Genomic DNA, 18,206 nt, shown 5'->3' on the forward strand with positions numbered 1-18,206 from the left:
CAGTTTGAATAATAGTCAAAACTATTCTATAATATTAAAAAAATAGAAAAATAGAAAAATAGAAAAAGAAAGGAGAACCTATGAAATTATATGTATCCGTCGACATGGAAGGGATTACAGGCCTTGTGGACCATACCCATGTTGATTCAGACAAGCATAATTATGAGCGCAGCCGGATTATTATGACGGATGAGGCCAATTATGTCATTACCTCTGCCTTTGAAACCGGTGCGAAGGAGGTAGTGGTAAATGATAGCCACTCAAAAATGAATAATCTATTAATTGAAAGGCTGCACCCCGAAACACAGCTGATTACGGGTGATGTCAAGCCCTTTTCAATGGTGCAGGGGTTGGATGGATCCTATGATGGTGCCATCTTTACTGGATATCATGCAAGGGCAGCGCAATTTGGCGTCATGACACATTCGATGATTTTCGGTGTTCGGAATATGTACATAAACGATGTAGCTGTTGGAGAACTAGGATTTAATGCCTATGTCGCCGGCTATTATGATGTACCAGTGATCATGGTTGCAGGAGATGACGGTGCTGCACTTGAGGCCGAACAATTGATTCCAAACATCACCACCGCTATTGTCAAGGAAGCCATTTCCCGTTCCGCGGCAAAATCATTAACGCCTGCGAAGGCAGGGCAGCTGCTTAAGGAAAAAACAGCTCTGGCGATAAGAAACAGAGACAAAGTGAAACCGCTGACTCCGCCAGACCGGCCGCTCCTTGGAATTGAATTTACCAACTATGGTGAAGCTGAGTGGGCTAATTTAATGCCGGGTACCGAAATTGTGCCTGGAACAACGATCGTCCGCTTTCAAGCAAAGGATATTCTGGAAGCATACCAAGCCATGCTGGTTATGACCGAATTAGCGATGAGAACAACATTCTGTTAGGACGTGGTGATACGTGAATACATATTTTATTAAACGCTTTGTCGCCATGATTATTACATTATGGCTCATTATTACCGGGACATTCTTTTTGATGCACTCGGTCCCGGGGTCACCGTTTAACGAAGAACGGACAACCAATGAAGCGATTCAAAAAAACCTGGAGTCCTACTATCAACTCGATAAGCCGTTATTAGTCCAATACGGAAATTATCTCAAGGCCTTGGTCCAGTTCGATTTGGGTCCTTCGATAAAAAAATCATCACAAACAGTAAACGATATGCTCGGCAGGGGATTCCCGGTTTCGTTCGAACTCGGCTTTTACACCTTAATTCTGGCGGTCATTTCCGGAATTACACTTGGTGTTTTGGCAGCGCTTCGCCATAACGGAATGGTCGATTATCTGGCGATGAGTATTGCGGTACTCGGCATATCGGTTCCAAACTTTGTCATGGCGACTTTATTAATTCAACAATTGGCTGTAAACATTCCCATTTTTCCAGTAGCAACCTGGTCCAGCCCTAAACACATGGTTCTGCCAATCCTGGCATTGGCAACAGGTCCGATGGCGATTATTGCCCGCCTGACACGGACCAGCATGCTGGAAGTCTTGACCCAGGATTATATTCGAACTGCAAAAGCGAAAGGGCTTTCACCAGTGAAAATAGTCTTCAAACATGCATTAAGAAATGCACTACTGCCAGTTGTAACCGTGCTCGGTTCCCTTGCGGCAAGTATTTTAACGGGAACATTTGTTATTGAAAAAATCTTCGCCATCCCTGGAATGGGCAAATACTTCGTTGACAGCATCAATAACCGGGATTACCCCGTCATCATGGGGACAACCGTATTCTACAGTGCCATTCTCATACTTATGCTGTTCTTAGTTGATTTAGCCTATGGGGTTTTGGACCCTAGAATTAAGCTGCACAAAAAGGAGGCGAAATAAATGGAACTGCGCAAACAAGATGTACGAAATATTTCGCCCGACGTTCCAGACGAATGGTTCGTTCCGAAAAATCAAAGCAAGCAAGCCCAGGAGGCCGTTGTCCGGCCGAGTCTTTCCTACTGGAAGGATTCCTGGCACAGGCTGTTGAAAAATAAATTAGCGATGACGGGATTAGTCTTCCTAGTATTGTTGGCGATACTGGCTATTTTCGGTCCGATTTTATCGCCCCATTCAATTGAAACGCAAAGATTGACCGAGCAAAATTTGCCGCCATCTGGTAAGTATTGGTTTGGCACAGATGATTTGGGACGGGATGTGTTTACCCGGACTTGTTATGGGGCCAGGATTTCCTTATTTGTCGGGTTGATGGCTGCGTTAATCGATTTCATTATCGGTGTCGTCTACGGTGGGATTGCCGGCTATAAGGGCGGCGGGACTGATAACCTGATGATGCGGTTTGTTGAAATACTATACGGCCTTCCATACCTTTTAGTCGTAATTCTTGTCATGGTCGTGATCGGCCCGGGGTTAACAACTATCATTCTAGCCCTTTCGATTACCGGCTGGGTCGGAATGGCCCGGATTGTCCGCGGACAGGTCCTGCAAATTAAAAACTATGAGTTTGTCCTAGCTTCCAAAACATTTGGAACAAGTGCAGCCCGGATTATCCGGAAAAATTTGCTTCCTAATACAATGGGGCCAATCATCGTGCAAATGACCCTGACCATTCCATCGGCGATTTTTGCTGAAGCATTTTTAAGCTTTATCGGGCTGGGAATTCAAGCCCCGCACGCAAGCTGGGGTGTGATGGCTAATGATGGATTGTCTACAATTCTATCAGGCTACTGGTGGAGACTATTCTTCCCGACCTTATTTATCTCACTGACCATGTTTGCATTTAACGTTTTAGGCGACGGGCTGCAGGATGCACTCGATCCAAAGCTGCGGAGGTAGACAGCATGGAAAAAATACTACAAGTAAAAGATTTACACGTATCCTTTTCAACCTACGGGGGTGAAGTCAAAGCCGTCCGCGGTGTCAGCTTCGATTTACATAAAGGTGAAACGCTGGCCATTGTAGGGGAATCGGGCTGTGGAAAGAGTGTTACCTCACAAAGCATTATGAGGCTAATTCCCGAGCCGCCCGGAAGGATTCATCAAGGAGAAATCCTTTTTAAAGGCAAGGATTTAATTCAATTAAAAGAACCGGAACTGCGAAAAATTCGCGGTGCCAATATATCAATGATCTTCCAAGACCCAATGACCGCGTTAAATCCGACGATTACCATTGGTGAGCAAATTATGGAAGGAATCATCCAGCACGAAAAACTTTCAAAAGAGCAAGCGAAAAAAGTCGCGATAGAAATGCTGAATCTGGTTGGAATCCCAAACCCGGAAATTCGTTTAAAACAATATCCGCACCAGTTCAGCGGCGGGATGCGGCAGCGGATCGTGATTGCGATGGCGCTAGTGTGCCGCCCGGATGTATTGATTGCTGATGAACCGACAACAGCTCTCGATGTAACTATTCAAGCACAAATATTGGAGCTGTTTCGTGATATTCAAAAGAAAACCGGGGTATCGATTATCCTGATTACACACGACTTGGGCGTTGTAGCCCAGGTTGCTGACCGAATTGCGGTTATGTATGCCGGCCGGATTGTCGAAGTCGGTACAAGGCGGGAGATTTTTTACAAGCCGCAGCACCCGTATACCAAGGGACTGCTTCAGTCGGTACCAAGATTGGATGCTGAAAAAGCGGAGCTTGTGCCTATTCCCGGCACGCCACCGGACTTATTTTCACCGCCTGTGGGCTGTGCGTTTGCTGCACGCTGTCGATTTGCGATGGAAGTATGCGACATGGTTTATCCGTTAAAAACGCATCTAAGCAATGACCATAATGTGGATTGCTGGCTGCAGGACGAACGGGCTAAAAAATTGGTTTCATCCTTTAATTAACATACAAAAACTTGGTAGTGTCAAAAGTTCTATGAAAACTCCTTAAGGGGTTAGGCTCCTTTCCACATATTGGGTGCGTCGGCCCCGCAACCGCTCTTGACAAACACGCCAATGGTTTGAGATTCCTTTATCAAGGGCGACGGGGACAAAAAGAAGGCATGCCAAATAGCCCTTGGTATTTCCATTTTAAACCATTGGCAAGTTCGGTTTGTCAAGAGTTCGCTTCGCCGGTTGCTAGTGGGTTCAAGGGCTCTGCTAAACAAAAAGTTAGACTGTTTGTTCAATGATCCAATCTTGAGCTAAACCTATTAATTTAGTCCAGCGTGCAGGCATATTCGGTCGCAGTAAGAGCTCTGGATTAACCACTGGCACATTACCTTCTAACGCTGAGTGAGGCCGTAAAAAGTTAAAGTAAGCCACAAAAAGCGTCACAAACGAAACAGACCCATGTTCGGACCCAAACCCGTGTGTTGAGCGATAATTGCCCTTAAATGTGCGATTGAGTCTTTCAATCACTTGTTTGAGAGGCCTATACTCCTTTGATACAGGATCTTCATTGGTAAGCCCAATGACCTGAGTAATGTCAAAGTGAATATCATGCTGGGCGTAAAAGTGTTGGGCTAAGAGATATATCGGATTGCCGTCCACCACAAATGTAAGATCTTCCGGAATCTCTTTAAATTTCATTAGGACATCATCAATGGCACGGATTGCTGTCGCTGTATCTCGATTTGCTGACACTGGATAAGACAGAATGATCTTTTTTACCGCATCAAAGAAGAAGAACAAGTAATGCCAACGACCTTGAACCCTAATATAGGTTTCGTCCCCACAGAACTGATCAGAAAGCTCGTAGGGATAGTGGTCTACGTAAGGTTTAAGGATTAATGCAACTGCGTTCTCGTAATTTAAAATGCTTTGATGCGATATAGAAACACCATGGATATCTTTCATGAGTGCAGCTGTCTTCCGGGCCGAAAGGCCATAGTTAACGTGATAGGTTAAAATAAGCCCCAATGTATGTGGCGACACATAAAGCCTGGCCAAGTCAACCTTTGGTTTCTTAGGAGAAGCCTTTGACAATGGCTGAAAATCAATGTGGAACTGCCGGAAGATATATCTTAATTTAAAGGCTTGTGGATCCTTTTTAAACTGTTTCTTCTCTTTCGCAGACATGCCATTCAGTTTCTGCTGGTAGTAGGAACAGTCATTATTTTTACACTTGTACACGTCAAAGTCTTTTCGCTCTTTGACTTTCTCAAGGGTCCTAGAACAATGAGGACACTTCAAAATAGCCTCCTTCGAATAGCGATTTTTATCATTGAAAAAACAGGCACACACCTTACATTGACACTGTCCTTTGCCTCCATTATTGGCATAAAGATAATCCGCTGGAGCACCACACTGCGGACATTTCATTGACTTGGGCACACATGCCTTTGTATTCGAACGCCTTTGAACAGGTTTTAGTTGTTTACCGTTCTTCTCCAGGTATTCGGTTAGGAGGCTTCGGTAATCAAGTTTCTGAATGGTTTCGATAATCGGAAGATCATCCACCTGGAGTTTACGATAAGGTTTATTTACAGGTTTTTCCTCAGGCTTTTCAAACATCCCCTTCCCAATAAGAAGGGTAAGTAATGTTCGAATTATTTGTTCTTGGTACTTAATAAAAGTTAATAAATAGGTTATAATTTGAGGGTACAACTTGTCACTTCCTTAATCTAGGTTGTTGGGTGTGTGGTAACCTCAATTATCCTTAGATTTCAGGGGGTGGCAATTTTTTTGCTTATAAAGCCCTCTATCTAGGTATTTTATAGCCTATTTCTTATAAAAGTTTTTACAATACGAAAAACTTACGAGGGGGAAGAAGATGAAAAAGTTTACTGCAATTTTAGCTGCTGTCATGATGATGTTTGCTTTGGCAGCCTGTACAGCCACCAAGGATGCCGGAAGTGAGCCAAAGGATAATAGTAAAGGCGGCGAAAAGGAAAAGGTTGAAAAGGTTCTATACTTAAATAATGGACAAGAACCAACTTCATTCGACCCGCCAATCGGCTTTGACGCTGTTTCCTGGAATTCCTTGAACAACCTGATGGAAGGTTTAACCCGTCTTGATGAGAACCACCAGCCTAAAGCAGCAACGGCTGAAAAATGGGATGTTTCCAGCGATGGAAAAACCTATACGTTCCATATCCGTGAAAATGCCAAATGGTCCAACGGTGATGACGTAACCGCCGATGATTTCGTGTTTGCGTGGAAGCGTCTGGTAGATCCAAACACTGGTTCTCCAGCATCGTTCTTAGGTTATTTTATTGAAGGTGCCGAAGCGTACAACAACGGCGAAGGCTCTGCCGACGATGTGAAAGTGAAAGCAGTCGATAAAAAGACGTTTGAAGTCACATTAATCAGCCCGCAGGCTTATTTCTTAAGTGTTATTTCAAACCCTTGTTTCTTCCCAATCAATGAAAAGGTTGCGAAAGAAAATCCAGAATGGTTTTCAGAAGCTAATTCATTTGTAGCCAATGGCCCATTCAAGTTGGCAGAATGGAATCATGACAGTGATTTCACAATGGTAAAAAATGATAAATACTGGGATGCAAAAAATGTAAAATTGGATAAGGTTCATTGGGCAATGGTAGCTGATACCAATACAGAATATCAAATGTTCACTACAGGTGAGCTCGATACTTCCGACGTTCCTGCAGAACTTGCTGACAAGCTGTTCAAAGAAGGTGACGTAAAGGTTGAAGACCAAGCAGGTCAATACTTCTATCGTTTTAACGTGACAATGGAGCCATTCCAAAATGAAAATATCCGTAAAGCATTTGCATTGGCCGTAAACCAAAAGGATATGGTTGAGCTTGTGACAAAGAACCAGGAAAAACCTGCTTATGGCTTTGTCTCCTACGGATTTAAAGATCCTGAGGGAAATGACTTCCGTAAGAAGAATGGCGATTTGATCAAGACAGATGTGGCAAAAGCTAAAGAATTGCTGAAAAAAGGTATGGAGGAAGAAGGCTATGCCACACTTCCAGAAGTAACCTTGACTTATAGTACTCTTGATACACACAAAAAAATTGCTGAAGCATTACAGCAAATGTTTAAGGAAAATCTTGGTGTAGATGTAAAGCTTGCTAATTTGGAAAGCAGTGTATTTGCAGCAGATCAAAAAGCATTAAAGTTCCAATTTTCTCGTAGTTCATTCCTTGCTGACTATGCGGATCCAATTAACTTCCTTGAGAACTTTATCACTGGCTCATCAATGAACCGTACAGGCTGGAGCAATGCTGAGTTTGACAAGTTAATCAAGGATGCGAAGCTTGAAAAGGATGAAAAGAAACGTTTCGATATGATGTACAAGGCAGAAAAGATCTTACTTGATGCAGCACCAATCGTTCCAATCCACTTCTACAACCAAGTTTACATGCAAAATAAAGATGTTACAGGTATTGTTCGCCACCCTGTTGGTTACCTGGAATTAAAAGGGGCTAATAAGAAGTAATAGTTTTATCCAAGAGGGGTGTTCGAATTTGAACATCCCTTTTGTCCTCATAACATAGAGATAAAGATGAAAGGGGGCTATCATAATGAATTTGTTCAAACCAGCACGGCTTCAAAAAGGGGACACTGTGGGAGTAATTGCTCCGGCGAGTCCGTCAAACCAGGAGAATCTTGAACTGGGAACCCAATTTCTAAAAGAGTTAGGATTAAACGTAAAGATTGGGAAAAGCGTCTACAATATTTACGGCTATTTGGCAGGATCTGATCAGGAACGGCTTGATGATTTACATGCAATGTTTAGGGACCCTGAGGTGAAAGCCATTATTTGTGCACGTGGCGGTTACGGGACAGGAAGAATCGCTGCTGATATCAACTATGAATTAATCAAAAACAATCCCAAAATATTTTGGGGATACAGTGATATTACCTTTTTACATACGGCGATTCGCCAAGAAACGGGCTTGGTCACCTTTCATGGGCCGATGCTCGCTTCCGATATCGGCAAGGAAGATGTTCATCCATTATCAAAAGAAGGATTCCTGCAATTATTTACTCCAAAAGAGTTGGACTACACGGAGAAATACTCCGCACTGGAGGTACTGATACCTGGAACTGCCAGCGGTCCTCTAGTAGGCGGCAATCTATCACTCCTAATAAGCACACTTGGGACCAAATTTGAAATCGATACAAAAGGGAAACTGCTGTTTATTGAAGATATCAATGAAGAGCCGCGGGCTGTAGACCGCATGTTGAATCAACTATATATGAACGGAAAGCTTACCGATGCCAGTGGAATCGTAGTCGGAGATTTCTGTGACTGCCTGCCGAAACGTGACCTATCGTTAACACTGGAGGAAGTCATTAACCATTATGTACAGTTGGCGGGAAAACCGGCTATGAAAGGCTTCCAAATCGGCCACTGCAATCCACATATTTCAGTTCCATTTGGTGTTAACGCAAAAATGGACACAGCGAATAAAAGATTAGATGTTGAGAGTGGGATTCTATAAAAGGAATGATTTATGATGAAGATTGAAAAAATACAAACGTTTAAAGCTGCAGTACCTCTGACTAAACCATTTAAAACAGCACTTAGAACCGTGACAACAGCGGAGACGATTATCGTAAAAATAACCTGTGATAATGGAATTGTTGGTTGGGGTGAGGCGCCGCCTACTGTTGTGATTACAGGTGACAGCCTGCAAAGCATCGAATCTGCCATCATACATGTTATTAAACCTTTCTTGATACAGAAAAGCCTATTAAACTATGAGCTGTTATTTCAAGGCTTGAAAACTATTCTAGTAGGTAATTCAAGTGCCAAAGCCGCTGTCGACATGGCTTTGTATGATTGCCTGGCACAAGCCTGTAAGCTTCCTCTCTACCAGTTCCTTGGCGGGCATATGAACCAACTGGAGACGGATTTTACCGTCAGTGTCAACGGTCCGGAGGAAATGGGGGAGGATGCGGTTTCCTACGTCAAGCAGGGATTTAATGTATTGAAGGTCAAGGTCGGCAAGGATGACATTGGTACGGATATTGAACGTATTCGTGAAATCAGGAACCGAGTAGGCTATGACATTAAAGTTCGTCTCGATGCCAATCAAGGCTGGACCGCCAAAGATGCCATCACGGCCATTCATAAGATGGAAGATAGCGGGCTTGAGATTGAACTTGTCGAACAACCGGTTAAAGCTGACGATATCGAGGGGCTGAAGCAGGTAACAGATCACGTTGATACCCTGATTATGGCCGATGAAAGCATATTTACCCCAAAACAGGCCTTCCAAGTTTTAAAAACAAGAAGTGCCGACTTAATTAACATCAAGCTGATGAAAGCTGGGGGAATCTATCAGGCACAGATTATCAATCAGCTAGCCGAAACATGCGGTGTAGAATGCATGGTTGGCAGCATGATTGAAACAAAACTCGGAATTACCGCCGCTGCGCATTTTGCCGCCAGTAAGAAAAATATTACCCGTTACGACTTTGATGCACCGCTAATGCTGGCAAAGGAAATTGTCGATGGCGGAATTCAATATAATAGCAGATTCATTACTTTACCGAATGAACCTGGTCTTGGCATTAAGGGGATTAACATCGATGGGGGGAATCAAATTGGATAAATGGCTTGTCAATGTCCCGGTTGCTACCGTTTGGACGTCTTATGATTCAGCGCGGGAAATCGACCAGGATGGTATTTCAAACCCGGTTAATCTCGATAAATGGTTATCTGCCCTAACTTATGAAACAAGATTGGGACTATGCGAAGATAACCTTGTGCAAACTCAAGTATTATATGGTCAAGAAGTATTATTGCTAGAGGAGAAGGAAGAATGGGCCCATATTCTTATCCCCGAACAGCCTTCCTCGAAAAATGAGCACGGCTATCCAGGCTGGGTTCCTAAATGCCAGCTTGTTAAGTGCTCCGGAGATTGGGATTTGAATAATGGCAAAGTAGCCGTTGTGACGAAACGTAAAGCAATATTAACAAGTGATACAAAGGTAGAATTATCCTATCAAACGGTACTTCCGCTAATAAGTGAAGATCATAATCAGGTTATCGTTAGAACACCGGAAGGAACTGGAGTAATGGAACGTGCAGACGTCGATGTTTCAGAATCCTTAGCAGCAAGGTATAAAGGCACCGGCCAGGAAATTGTATCAGCAGGTGAAAGATTCCTTGGGCTTCCTTACCTTTGGGGCGGGATGAGCAGCTTTGGCTATGATTGCTCTGGTTTTAGTTACTCGATGTGTAAAGCGGCTGGCTATGTGATTCCGCGCGACGCCCATGACCAAGCACAATCAGGGAATCCTGTAGAACTCACCGAATTAAAACCGGGTGATTTATTGTTCTTTGCTTATGAAGAAGGGAAAGGGAATATTCATCATGTCGGCATTTACCACGGTGACGGCAAGCTGATGCACTCGCCGAACACCGGTAAGACTATTGAAATCATCCCTCTTGCTGGGACAATCTATGAAAAAGAATTATGTGCAGCAAGACGCTACTGGCTACAATCGGAGGAATAGATATGAGTAATCAACAAGCGCTTCTAGAGGTCAAAAATTTAAAAAAACATTTCCACCTGGGCAAAAATGAAGTTTTAAAAGCAGTTGATGGGGTTTCTTTCCAGATTAATAGAGGGGAAACGTTCGGGATTGTCGGTGAATCTGGCTGTGGTAAATCGACGGCAGGAAGGACCATCATTGGATTATACGACCGGACCGATGGCGAAGTCATTTTTAACGGAAAAGATGTCCATACGCTAAATAATAAAGAAATGTTCTCCTTTCACCGGCAAATGCAGATGATTTTTCAGGACCCGTACGCTTCGTTAAACCCGAGGTCGACTGTAGCAGAAATTATCTCCGAACCGATGGAGGTTCACGGTTTATTTAAGAGTAAACAAGAACGCCTGCAGCGGGTGTATCAGCTGCTGGAGGATGTTGGTTTGAACAAAGACCATGCCAATCGCTATCCGCATGAATTCAGCGGGGGGCAGCGACAGCGGATTGGGATTGCCCGGGCACTAGCCTTGGACCCGGAATTCATCATTGCTGATGAGCCAATTTCCGCCTTGGATGTATCGGTTCAGGCACAGGTTGTTAATTTGCTGATGCGCCTGCAGAAAGAAAAAGGGCTGACCTATTTGTTTATTGCCCACGATCTTTCAATGGTGAAACAAATCAGTAACCGAATTGGTGTTATGTATTTAGGTCACATGGTGGAGTTGACTTCAAGCAGTGAACTCTATAAAAATCCGCTCCATCCCTATACCCAGGCATTGCTGTCAGCCATTCCGATTCCGGATCCGGATGTAGAGGACCGGCGGGAACGGATTATTTTAAAAGGGGAATTGCCGAGCCCGATTAACCCGCCAAGCGGCTGTGTATTCAGAACCCGTTGTCCGATGGCAATGGAGGTATGCGCAATGGAAAAACCGGCATGGCAGGAATTGGCCGAAAGCCATTTTGTCGCTTGCCATTTATATGATAAAAAGAAAACGGGCGGCCATGATTATTCCCAAGTCGCCGCAACGAGATAATCAATGAAAGCTCTCGAAGCAAAGATTAGAGATGAGCTGGCAGATTTCAGAGGCAGGGTCGGTTTGGCTCTTGAAATCGGGGATGAATGTTTTTATTACAATAGCGAGGAAGTTTTTCCTTCAGCAAGTGTGATTAAGGTTCCGATTTTACTCGCGGGACTTAAGCAAGCGGAAGAAGGGAAATTAAACCTGAATCAATTAACTGTGATTACAGATAGTGCAGGCGGTTCTGGGGTTCTGCAAAGTCTTTCCTCGCTTGCCTCCCTGACGATAAAAGATCTGATGACCTTAATGATTACCGTTTCTGATAATGTAGCAACAAATATGATAATAGATTTGCTCGGCATGAAGGATATCAATCAAGTGATAGATTGTCTAGGTATGAAGTCTACTAAACTAAATCGCAAAATGATGGACTTTGAAGCTAAACAACGTGGTTTAGATAATGTAACTAGTCCTTCCGATATCATGAAATGCCTTAAGGTAATGAATGGGAGCACCTTTTTATCAGAAGAATACAAAGAGGCTGCCTTAACGATCATGGGGGCACAACAATTTCAGGATAAATTGCCGGCGATGATGGACCCTGAAAGGATGTATATCGGGAACAAAACGGGCGGTCTACCGCATGTTGAGAATGACTGTGCGATTATTAGATATAAGGGAAAAACCGCTTACGTTTCAGTATTAACGGATATGCTCGAAGATGTTTATTATGCTAGACAAACCATTGCCAGAATCGGCAAACACATTTATGATTATTTGCTATCCGAATAAATCAAGCAAAAGAAAAGGACTGGCTCCCTAGTGGAGTCAGTCCTTTTGACTTTAATCAGCCAGTCTTTTCAGATTCAAGCGGATTGTATTCTTTCTCCCAGAAATCCGCATCTTTAATGCCTAATTTAACTGGATCGAATACAGGGTCCTTGCCATCTTTTAGCTGTGCTTCATAGTCGCGAAGCACTTTTAAAGTAGGTTTGGTGAGTAATAGAATCGCGATAATATTAAGCCAAGCCATACTTCCTACACCAACGTCACCCAAAGCCCAGGCAAGGGATGCCGTTTTCACGCTACCGTAAAACGTCATTCCGCAAATAATCACTTTCAGGGCAAGGATTGTCCATGGACGTTTGGTTTTTCTATTAATATAGGCTAGGTTTGTTTCTGCCATGTAATAGTAGGCCATGATGGTAGTAAACGCGAAGAAGAACAAGGATAATGCAACAAATGGAGCACCAAAACCAGGGAATACGGATTCCACTGCGGCTTGAGTATACCCAGGGCCAGGTTCAACATCAGCTAAGTTGTTAACAATGGCAGGCTTATCATCAGGAGTTACATTGTACATGCCTGTAATAATAATCATAAACGCTGTGGCTGAGCAAACTAATAATGTATCTACATAGACGGAAAATGCCTGCACAATCCCTTGTTTAGCAGGGTGGGATACCTCAGCGGCAGCGGCAGCGTGCGGTCCAGTACCTTGACCAGCCTCGTTGGAGTAAATTCCACGTTTTACACCCCAAGAAATCGCCGCGCCCAAAATACCACCAAATGCAGCATCGGCACCAAATGCACTTGAGAAGATCAGCTTAAGAACACCAGGCAATTCTGAGATGTTCATTATTACAATGATTAGTGCAACTAGAACATAACCCAATGCCATAAATGGTACAACAAACTCAGCAACGCGAGCAATCCGCTTTACACCGCCGAAAATGATGACGCCAAGTAAAACTACTAGAATAGCACCAGTAATCGCAGGGCTAATACCGAAAGCATTTTCAACACTTAAGGCGATGCTGTTTGCTTGAACGCCAGGTAAGAGCATACCTGTTGCTATTACCGTTACAACAGCAAATAATACTGCATACCATTTGATTTTTAGCCCTTTTTCTATGTAGAAAGCAGGACCGCCACGGAATAGACCATCTTGTTTAACCTTATAGACTTGACCTAATGTAGATTCAATGAATGCAGACGCGGCTCCTAAGAAAGCCATTACCCACATCCAGAACACGGCACCAGGGCCCCCAAACGCAATTGCTGTCGCAACCCCGGCGATATTACCGGTTCCAACCCTTCCGGATAAAGCGAGTGATAATGCCTGAAAGGAAGAAATCCCCGCTTCTGATTTTCCGCCTTTGAACATCAATTTAACAATATCCTTCATATGAGCTACCTGAAGGAATCTAGTTGCGATTGTGTAAAACAACCCTACCCCTAAACAAAGATAAATGAGTGCTTGGCTCCAAATAATATCGTTGAGCCAATTAACGATTTGCTCCATAAGTTTCCCCCTTTGTCTTTTAATCATTCCTATTATATATCAAACGTATGGTTAAATAAAGAATATTCTCTATTTTTAAAATATTATAATACAAAAATAATAAAGGAGAAGGGGGAAAAAAGCACGCTGAACAGCATGTTAAAGGGTTCACTTAAAGGGTGCACGAAGACAAATTGACACACGAAATGGCATACGAATTGACGTATGCCATTTTTGTTGTCGTACCAAGGGTTTAGAGGGTGTTTCAAGAAGAATTAACAGGGTATTAAATAAGTTTAATAGCAAGGGACAATACAAATTGTACAACGAAAAATTAATGTCAAATTAAATGCCATTTTTAATGCCAAAGCCGGTGCCAGTTGGGGAGTCTTTGGCTACCGAAATGGTGAAAATCCAGTGAGCTCGGTCGCCAATAGAGGGTCTTGGCTACAGAAATAGTAAACACCCAGTGAGTTCGGTCGCCAATAGAGGGTCTTGGCTACCGAAATGGTGAAAATCCAGTGAGTTCGGTCGCCAATAGAGGGTCTTGGCTACCGAACTGGTGAATACCCAGTGAGTTCGGTCGCCAATCGAGGGTCTTGGCTACCGAACTGGTGAAAATCCAGTGAGTTCGGTCGCCAATAAGGGGTCTTGGCTACCGAAATGAAGAAATCTTGGAAAAAAACGTGCCAATTCACTACTTCAAAACACCAAAGTTTTCTAAAACATCCTAAAAAAGAGTGCCATATTGATTCAAAAAAGCACTCTTTTCTATGTTATTTTGTTTTGAAATTCTCGGGCATTTGCTATGCCAAAACAAGGTCATGCACCTCTAAAGTGAACCCTTTAACAGCATGTTCAGCGCGCTTTGGGATTACCTTATGTCTGTGTTTCTTCTAAATGGCCACCAGTTTGCATCGCCAAATGTCCTTACCATTACTGGAACGAATAGCGGCAGGACAACTAATGCATACAAGGCTAGCCCAATTAAAAGAATCGTGGCAATTTGGAGCAATGATAAAACGCCTGAAGGCATCATTGCCGCGAATGTCCCTCCAAGGATAATCGCTGCCGAGATGATAACTGAGCCCATTTTCTTCATTGATTCGTGAATTGCCTGTTCAACAGGCAAGTTTCTAAACTCATTGAACCGATCCATTAAGAAAATACTATAGTCGATTCCAAGTGCGACCAGTATTACGAAGGCGAAGAATGGTACAGCCCAGCTGATGCCAGTATAACCTAACCAATTCATGAAAATCACTTCAGAAATCGACATCGCTGTATAATAGGTCAGAATCAACGAGCCTATCAAATAAAATGGCATAATAAATGACCGTAGCAAAATGACTAAGATAATACTAATCCCGGTAAGCATAAGGACAACCGTTCTCGTATAATCACCTTTGGAGATGGTATCCAAGTCCTTATGCATGCTTGATACACCACCAATCGCAACCTTGGCATTTTCAAGCTTCGTATCTTTTACTGCACGTTCTACTGCTTGCTTAATGGCAGGTATTGAGTCAATTGCTTCATTTGAATATGGGTTTCTATTAAAGACTACATCGATTGTCATCACTTTACGATCTTTTGACAAGTAGGTGTCTAGTACCGGCTCAAATTCCTTGCCATTCAGCATGTCTTCAGGAATATAGAACCCTGTTCGCTCTTGTTTGGATACCCCAGTAAGGTAATCTTGAGCAGAAGCTAAACCGTCTGAAACCTGGTTTAAACCTTCGGCACTTTGTGTTAAGCCGTCGGAAAGCTGAGTTATTTGACCTCCAATTGTCTGGAAGCCCGTAAGTAGTTCCTGCTGGCCATTATTGATTCCAGTTAAACCGTCAGTAAATTTAGGCAGATTGGACACAATTTCGCTTTGGCCATTTTGCATTTGATAAAGACCTTGTTCCAGCCTTTCAAGTCCTGGCAGCAGTTGCTCCATACCGTTGACAAGCTGTTGTTGACCGGCAATAAGTTGTGAAAACCCTGCATCGGCACTAGTAAGACCTTCATTTATTTGTTTCAATGCTCCTGCTAACTGTGCTGTAGCCAATTGGGCACCTGGTGCCTGTGGATTACCAGGAATCCCCTTTATGGTCATTTTAATTGTTTGGTAGTCGGGACTACCAACAACCTGCGGATAGTCTGTTTCTAAGTTGCTGAAGTTTTTATCTAAAGCCATAAGGCTTTGGTTAAGTTTTTCCAGATTACCTGAAATCTCACCGATACCCGCGTGTGCTTGGCTGTAACCTGCCAGTAATTCCTTGCTTTTTTCTAATACCTTAGCTGAATTGGATTTAATTTCAGCGAAGCCCTTTCTAATTTCAGTAGTTCCTAGTGAACTATCTTTTAAGCCTTTCTCAATAGTCGAGAGTCCGCCCTGAACTTTCGTCAAATTCGTTTTGATTTCTGTTATACCTTTGATTAATTGATCAATTCCATCTGTTGCCTGTTCCATTTTCGGCTGATTGGCCGCCATTTGGCTGCTGGCATCGGCAAGCCCATCACTGATTTGTTTAATTCCGCTATTCCCCTGATCCAGTCCGGCGCTTAGAGATTCAACCTGCTTTGAAATATATAGTTCATCAATCGGTTTTCCCGTCGGGCGGGTGAGGGAACGGACGGTTTTGACATCCTCCACTTTTTTCAACTCTTGACTGATATTTTCGGTTATCGCTACATAATCTGCACTATTCATTTTGTCATCGTTTTTAATGACAATTTGCGTCGGCATCGATTCTCCGGGACCAAATGCATCGGAGATAATATTAAAGCCTTTAATGGAAGCATAGTCATCACTGATCTCTTCCAGAGAGTTAAAAGATAATTGATCCTTGTAGGTGAACAAGAATGGAACAGCAATTATGACAACTAGAATAAACGCGATGAGTGGGCGCTTTAACGCGAAGCTTCCCATCACACCCCAAATTTTACTATCGGCATGTTCAAGCTTGCCTTTGGACGGCCAGAACAATTTCTTGCCAAGCACCGCCATGAAAAATGGAACAACTGTAACGAGAGCAAACAAAAGAATTGCTACGCCAACGGCAACAGCAGCAGCCGACTTATATAGTTGGAAGGTTGATAGACCGATAGACGCAAATCCAATTAGCACGGCGACACCGCTGAAGAAAACAGTTTTACCAGCAGTACGGTACGTTTTGACAATCGCTTCTGTGACGCTTTCATCATGAGCCAATTCTTCTTTAAAACGGCTAAGCAGCAAAATGCAATAGTCGGTTCCAATCCCGAACAGGACTGCTACCAGGAAAATCTGGGTGAACGTTGATAACGGAAAATCAAACTGATCCACGAGGATCGCTACTATAGATTGGGATGTCAGGTAGCTAAAGCCCACGGTAACTAATGGGATGATTGGTGCGACTGCCGACCTAAATACAAGCAGCAGAACGGCCAGGATGAAAACGACGGTAATACCTTCTGTTTTTTTCAAGCCCTCCTGAGAATTGGTGACAAGGTCCTCGCCAATCACCCAGCTGCCAGTATAATAGTGTTGAAGTTTTACATTATCGACTGCCTTATCTAAGTCCTTGACAATTTCTTTTGCTTCCCGGCCATTGGCAGTAACCTTCAATGATACAAGAATGGTTTTGCCATCCTTGGAAATAAGCTGATCCTCTAACTCCTTTTGTTTAAAATGGGTGAGGATATCGGTGATGCCAAGCTCTTCTTTGTTAGAATCCAGTTCGTTAATGGCTTTTTCCGCAGCTGCGAAATCTATGTCAGTCAGCTTTTTATCGCTGTGGAAAACAAGCGCTGTTTGCAGGTCGGTGCCTTTATTTTCGCTTGATTGTACATCACTAAGTATTTTTTGTGCCAAGGTGGATGAATAGCCCTCGGGAACGGCAATTTGACCTTTTTCCCGAACGAGATTCTCCATATTGGGAGCTGCCATAAATAAGCCGGCAATAACGGCAATCCAGGCAATCAGAATGATCCACTTTCCTTTAATGATCGTTCTCAATTGTGCTTTCCTCCAGTTCTTCCTTTTTCTTGTTGTCCAGTATTTGAGCTAGTTTTTCATATGTATTGATAAATGTGGTAATTTCGGTTTCATCAAATTTGGTAATAATAGATTCTACTAATTGATGAACTTTTTCCTTGCATGCTTGGTAAAGTTCCTTGCCATCGTCTGTTAACGCTAAATAAACGACACGGCGGTCATTTACATCACGGGTTCGTTGGATTAGGCCTCGGTCGGCCATCCGGTTGATGATGGCAGTGATCGCGCTTTTATTGACATCGAAGGCGTCGGCAAGTTGTGTTGAGGTACACTCGCCAGCCTTATGGATATAACTTAAAATATAATGCTGGTCATTCGTTAAGTCATTGCTAAGCTCCGCTTTTATAAGGGATTCCGCTTTTTTATGTACCTGAAAGGAAACATTCACATATCGATCTATTAATTCTTGAATTAGGGCATCCTTCATTGGGTCTCACCTCGTTTTTTTGATATTAGTTAAAGTGTTGAACTATTCACGTGATTAACTATAAATCAAATGGAAAATAGAGTCAATTAGAAACGTCCATAAAAAAGGCAGTGACCTTGTGATG

The 18,206-nt window shown here is 43.1% G+C and carries 14 protein-coding genes; 10 read left to right on the forward strand and 4 right to left on the reverse strand.

The features are described from left to right. Positions 1-80 precede the first annotated feature (80 nt). Genes ACZ43M_RS11125 through ACZ43M_RS11140 form a run of 4 tightly spaced genes read left to right on the forward strand, consistent with a single transcriptional unit; the run spans position 81 to position 3,809 of the window. Positions 81-905: a M55 family metallopeptidase gene (locus ACZ43M_RS11125; protein ID WP_464507468.1), complete on the forward strand. Its 825-nt coding sequence runs from the start codon at positions 81-83 to the stop codon at positions 903-905. A 13-nt stretch (positions 906-918) separates the two neighbouring features. Next, positions 919-1,851, forward strand: coding sequence for an ABC transporter permease (locus ACZ43M_RS11130; protein WP_464507469.1), 933 nt, complete (start codon positions 919-921; stop codon positions 1,849-1,851). Then, positions 1,852-2,805 carry an ABC transporter permease gene (locus ACZ43M_RS11135; RefSeq protein WP_464507470.1) on the forward strand — a complete coding sequence of 318 codons (954 nt, stop codon included), beginning with the start codon at positions 1,852-1,854 and terminating at the stop codon, positions 2,803-2,805. Positions 2,806-2,810: 5 nt separating this feature from the next. After that, complete coding sequence (locus ACZ43M_RS11140) at positions 2,811-3,809, forward strand: ABC transporter ATP-binding protein (protein ID WP_464507471.1); 999 nt, start codon at positions 2,811-2,813, stop codon at positions 3,807-3,809. Positions 3,810-4,076: 267 nt separating this feature from the next. On the opposite strand, the gene ACZ43M_RS11145 is transcribed toward ACZ43M_RS11140, so the two are convergent. After that, the gene (locus ACZ43M_RS11145; protein WP_464507472.1) at positions 4,077-5,513 is read right to left on the reverse strand and encodes an IS6 family transposase; all 1,437 of its coding nucleotides are present in this window, start codon (positions 5,511-5,513) and stop codon (positions 4,077-4,079) included. A gap of 166 nt (positions 5,514-5,679) precedes the next feature. Between ACZ43M_RS11145 and ACZ43M_RS11150 the strand changes: the two genes are divergently transcribed. From ACZ43M_RS11150 to ACZ43M_RS11175, 6 genes are all read left to right on the forward strand, one after another. Next, positions 5,680-7,311: an ABC transporter substrate-binding protein gene (locus ACZ43M_RS11150; RefSeq protein ID WP_464507473.1), complete on the forward strand. Its 1,632-nt coding sequence runs from the start codon at positions 5,680-5,682 to the stop codon at positions 7,309-7,311. An 85-nt stretch (positions 7,312-7,396) separates the two neighbouring features. Next, the gene (locus ACZ43M_RS11155) at positions 7,397-8,320 is read left to right on the forward strand and encodes a S66 peptidase family protein (RefSeq protein ID WP_464507474.1); all 924 of its coding nucleotides are present in this window, start codon (positions 7,397-7,399) and stop codon (positions 8,318-8,320) included. Positions 8,321-8,335: 15 nt separating this feature from the next. Continuing rightward, positions 8,336-9,436 (forward strand): dipeptide epimerase, encoded by a 1,101-nt coding sequence (locus tag ACZ43M_RS11160; RefSeq protein ID WP_464508007.1) that lies wholly within the window; start codon positions 8,336-8,338, stop codon positions 9,434-9,436. Beyond that, on the forward strand, positions 9,429-10,343 hold the full coding sequence (locus ACZ43M_RS11165) for a C40 family peptidase (RefSeq protein ID WP_464507475.1): 915 nt from the start codon (positions 9,429-9,431) through the stop codon (positions 10,341-10,343). Before ACZ43M_RS11160 ends, ACZ43M_RS11165 begins: the two co-directional genes overlap by 8 nt. Before the next feature lie 2 nt (positions 10,344-10,345). After that, on the forward strand, positions 10,346-11,359 hold the full coding sequence (locus tag ACZ43M_RS11170) for an ABC transporter ATP-binding protein (RefSeq protein WP_464507476.1): 1,014 nt from the start codon (positions 10,346-10,348) through the stop codon (positions 11,357-11,359). A gap of 3 nt (positions 11,360-11,362) precedes the next feature. Further along, positions 11,363-12,136 (forward strand): serine hydrolase, encoded by a 774-nt coding sequence (locus ACZ43M_RS11175; RefSeq protein ID WP_464507477.1) that lies wholly within the window; start codon positions 11,363-11,365, stop codon positions 12,134-12,136. A 55-nt stretch (positions 12,137-12,191) separates the two neighbouring features. Here the strand turns inward: ACZ43M_RS11175 and ACZ43M_RS11180 are convergent, their stop codons facing one another. The 3 genes from ACZ43M_RS11180 to ACZ43M_RS11190 form a co-directional block, all read right to left on the reverse strand. Continuing rightward, a complete protein-coding gene (locus ACZ43M_RS11180) occupies positions 12,192-13,649 on the reverse strand; it encodes an alanine/glycine:cation symporter family protein (RefSeq protein ID WP_464507478.1) in 1,458 nt (485 codons plus the stop codon). 853 nt (positions 13,650-14,502) lie between these two features. Beyond that, positions 14,503-17,616, reverse strand: coding sequence for an MMPL family transporter (locus tag ACZ43M_RS11185; RefSeq protein ID WP_464507479.1), 3,114 nt, complete (start codon positions 17,614-17,616; stop codon positions 14,503-14,505). Continuing rightward, positions 17,600-18,082 carry a MarR family winged helix-turn-helix transcriptional regulator gene (locus ACZ43M_RS11190; RefSeq protein ID WP_464507480.1) on the reverse strand — a complete coding sequence of 161 codons (483 nt, stop codon included), beginning with the start codon at positions 18,080-18,082 and terminating at the stop codon, positions 17,600-17,602. The genes ACZ43M_RS11185 and ACZ43M_RS11190 overlap by 17 nt, the downstream gene beginning before the upstream one ends. Positions 18,083-18,206: the final 124 nt, after the last annotated feature.

Source organism: Neobacillus sp. B24 (assembly GCF_055381825.1).

Coding starts and splice junctions, on each gene's coding strand:
- ACZ43M_RS11125 (WP_464507468.1), top strand. CDS start 81: ATGAAATTATATGTATCCGTCGACATGGAAGGGATTACAGGCCTTGTG.
- ACZ43M_RS11135 (WP_464507470.1), top strand. CDS start 1,852: ATGGAACTGCGCAAACAAGATGTACGAAATATTTCGCCCGACGTTCCA.
- ACZ43M_RS11140 (WP_464507471.1), top strand. CDS start 2,811: ATGGAAAAAATACTACAAGTAAAAGATTTACACGTATCCTTTTCAACC.
- ACZ43M_RS11150 (WP_464507473.1), top strand. CDS start 5,680: ATGAAAAAGTTTACTGCAATTTTAGCTGCTGTCATGATGATGTTTGCT.
- ACZ43M_RS11155 (WP_464507474.1), top strand. CDS start 7,397: ATGAATTTGTTCAAACCAGCACGGCTTCAAAAAGGGGACACTGTGGGA.
- ACZ43M_RS11160 (WP_464508007.1), top strand. CDS start 8,336: ATGAAGATTGAAAAAATACAAACGTTTAAAGCTGCAGTACCTCTGACT.
- ACZ43M_RS11170 (WP_464507476.1), top strand. CDS start 10,346: ATGAGTAATCAACAAGCGCTTCTAGAGGTCAAAAATTTAAAAAAACAT.
- ACZ43M_RS11175 (WP_464507477.1), top strand. CDS start 11,363: ATGAAAGCTCTCGAAGCAAAGATTAGAGATGAGCTGGCAGATTTCAGA.
- ACZ43M_RS11180 (WP_464507478.1), bottom strand. CDS start 13,649: ATGGAGCAAATCGTTAATTGGCTCAACGATATTATTTGGAGCCAAGCA.
- ACZ43M_RS11190 (WP_464507480.1), bottom strand. CDS start 18,082: ATGAAGGATGCCCTAATTCAAGAATTAATAGATCGATATGTGAATGTT.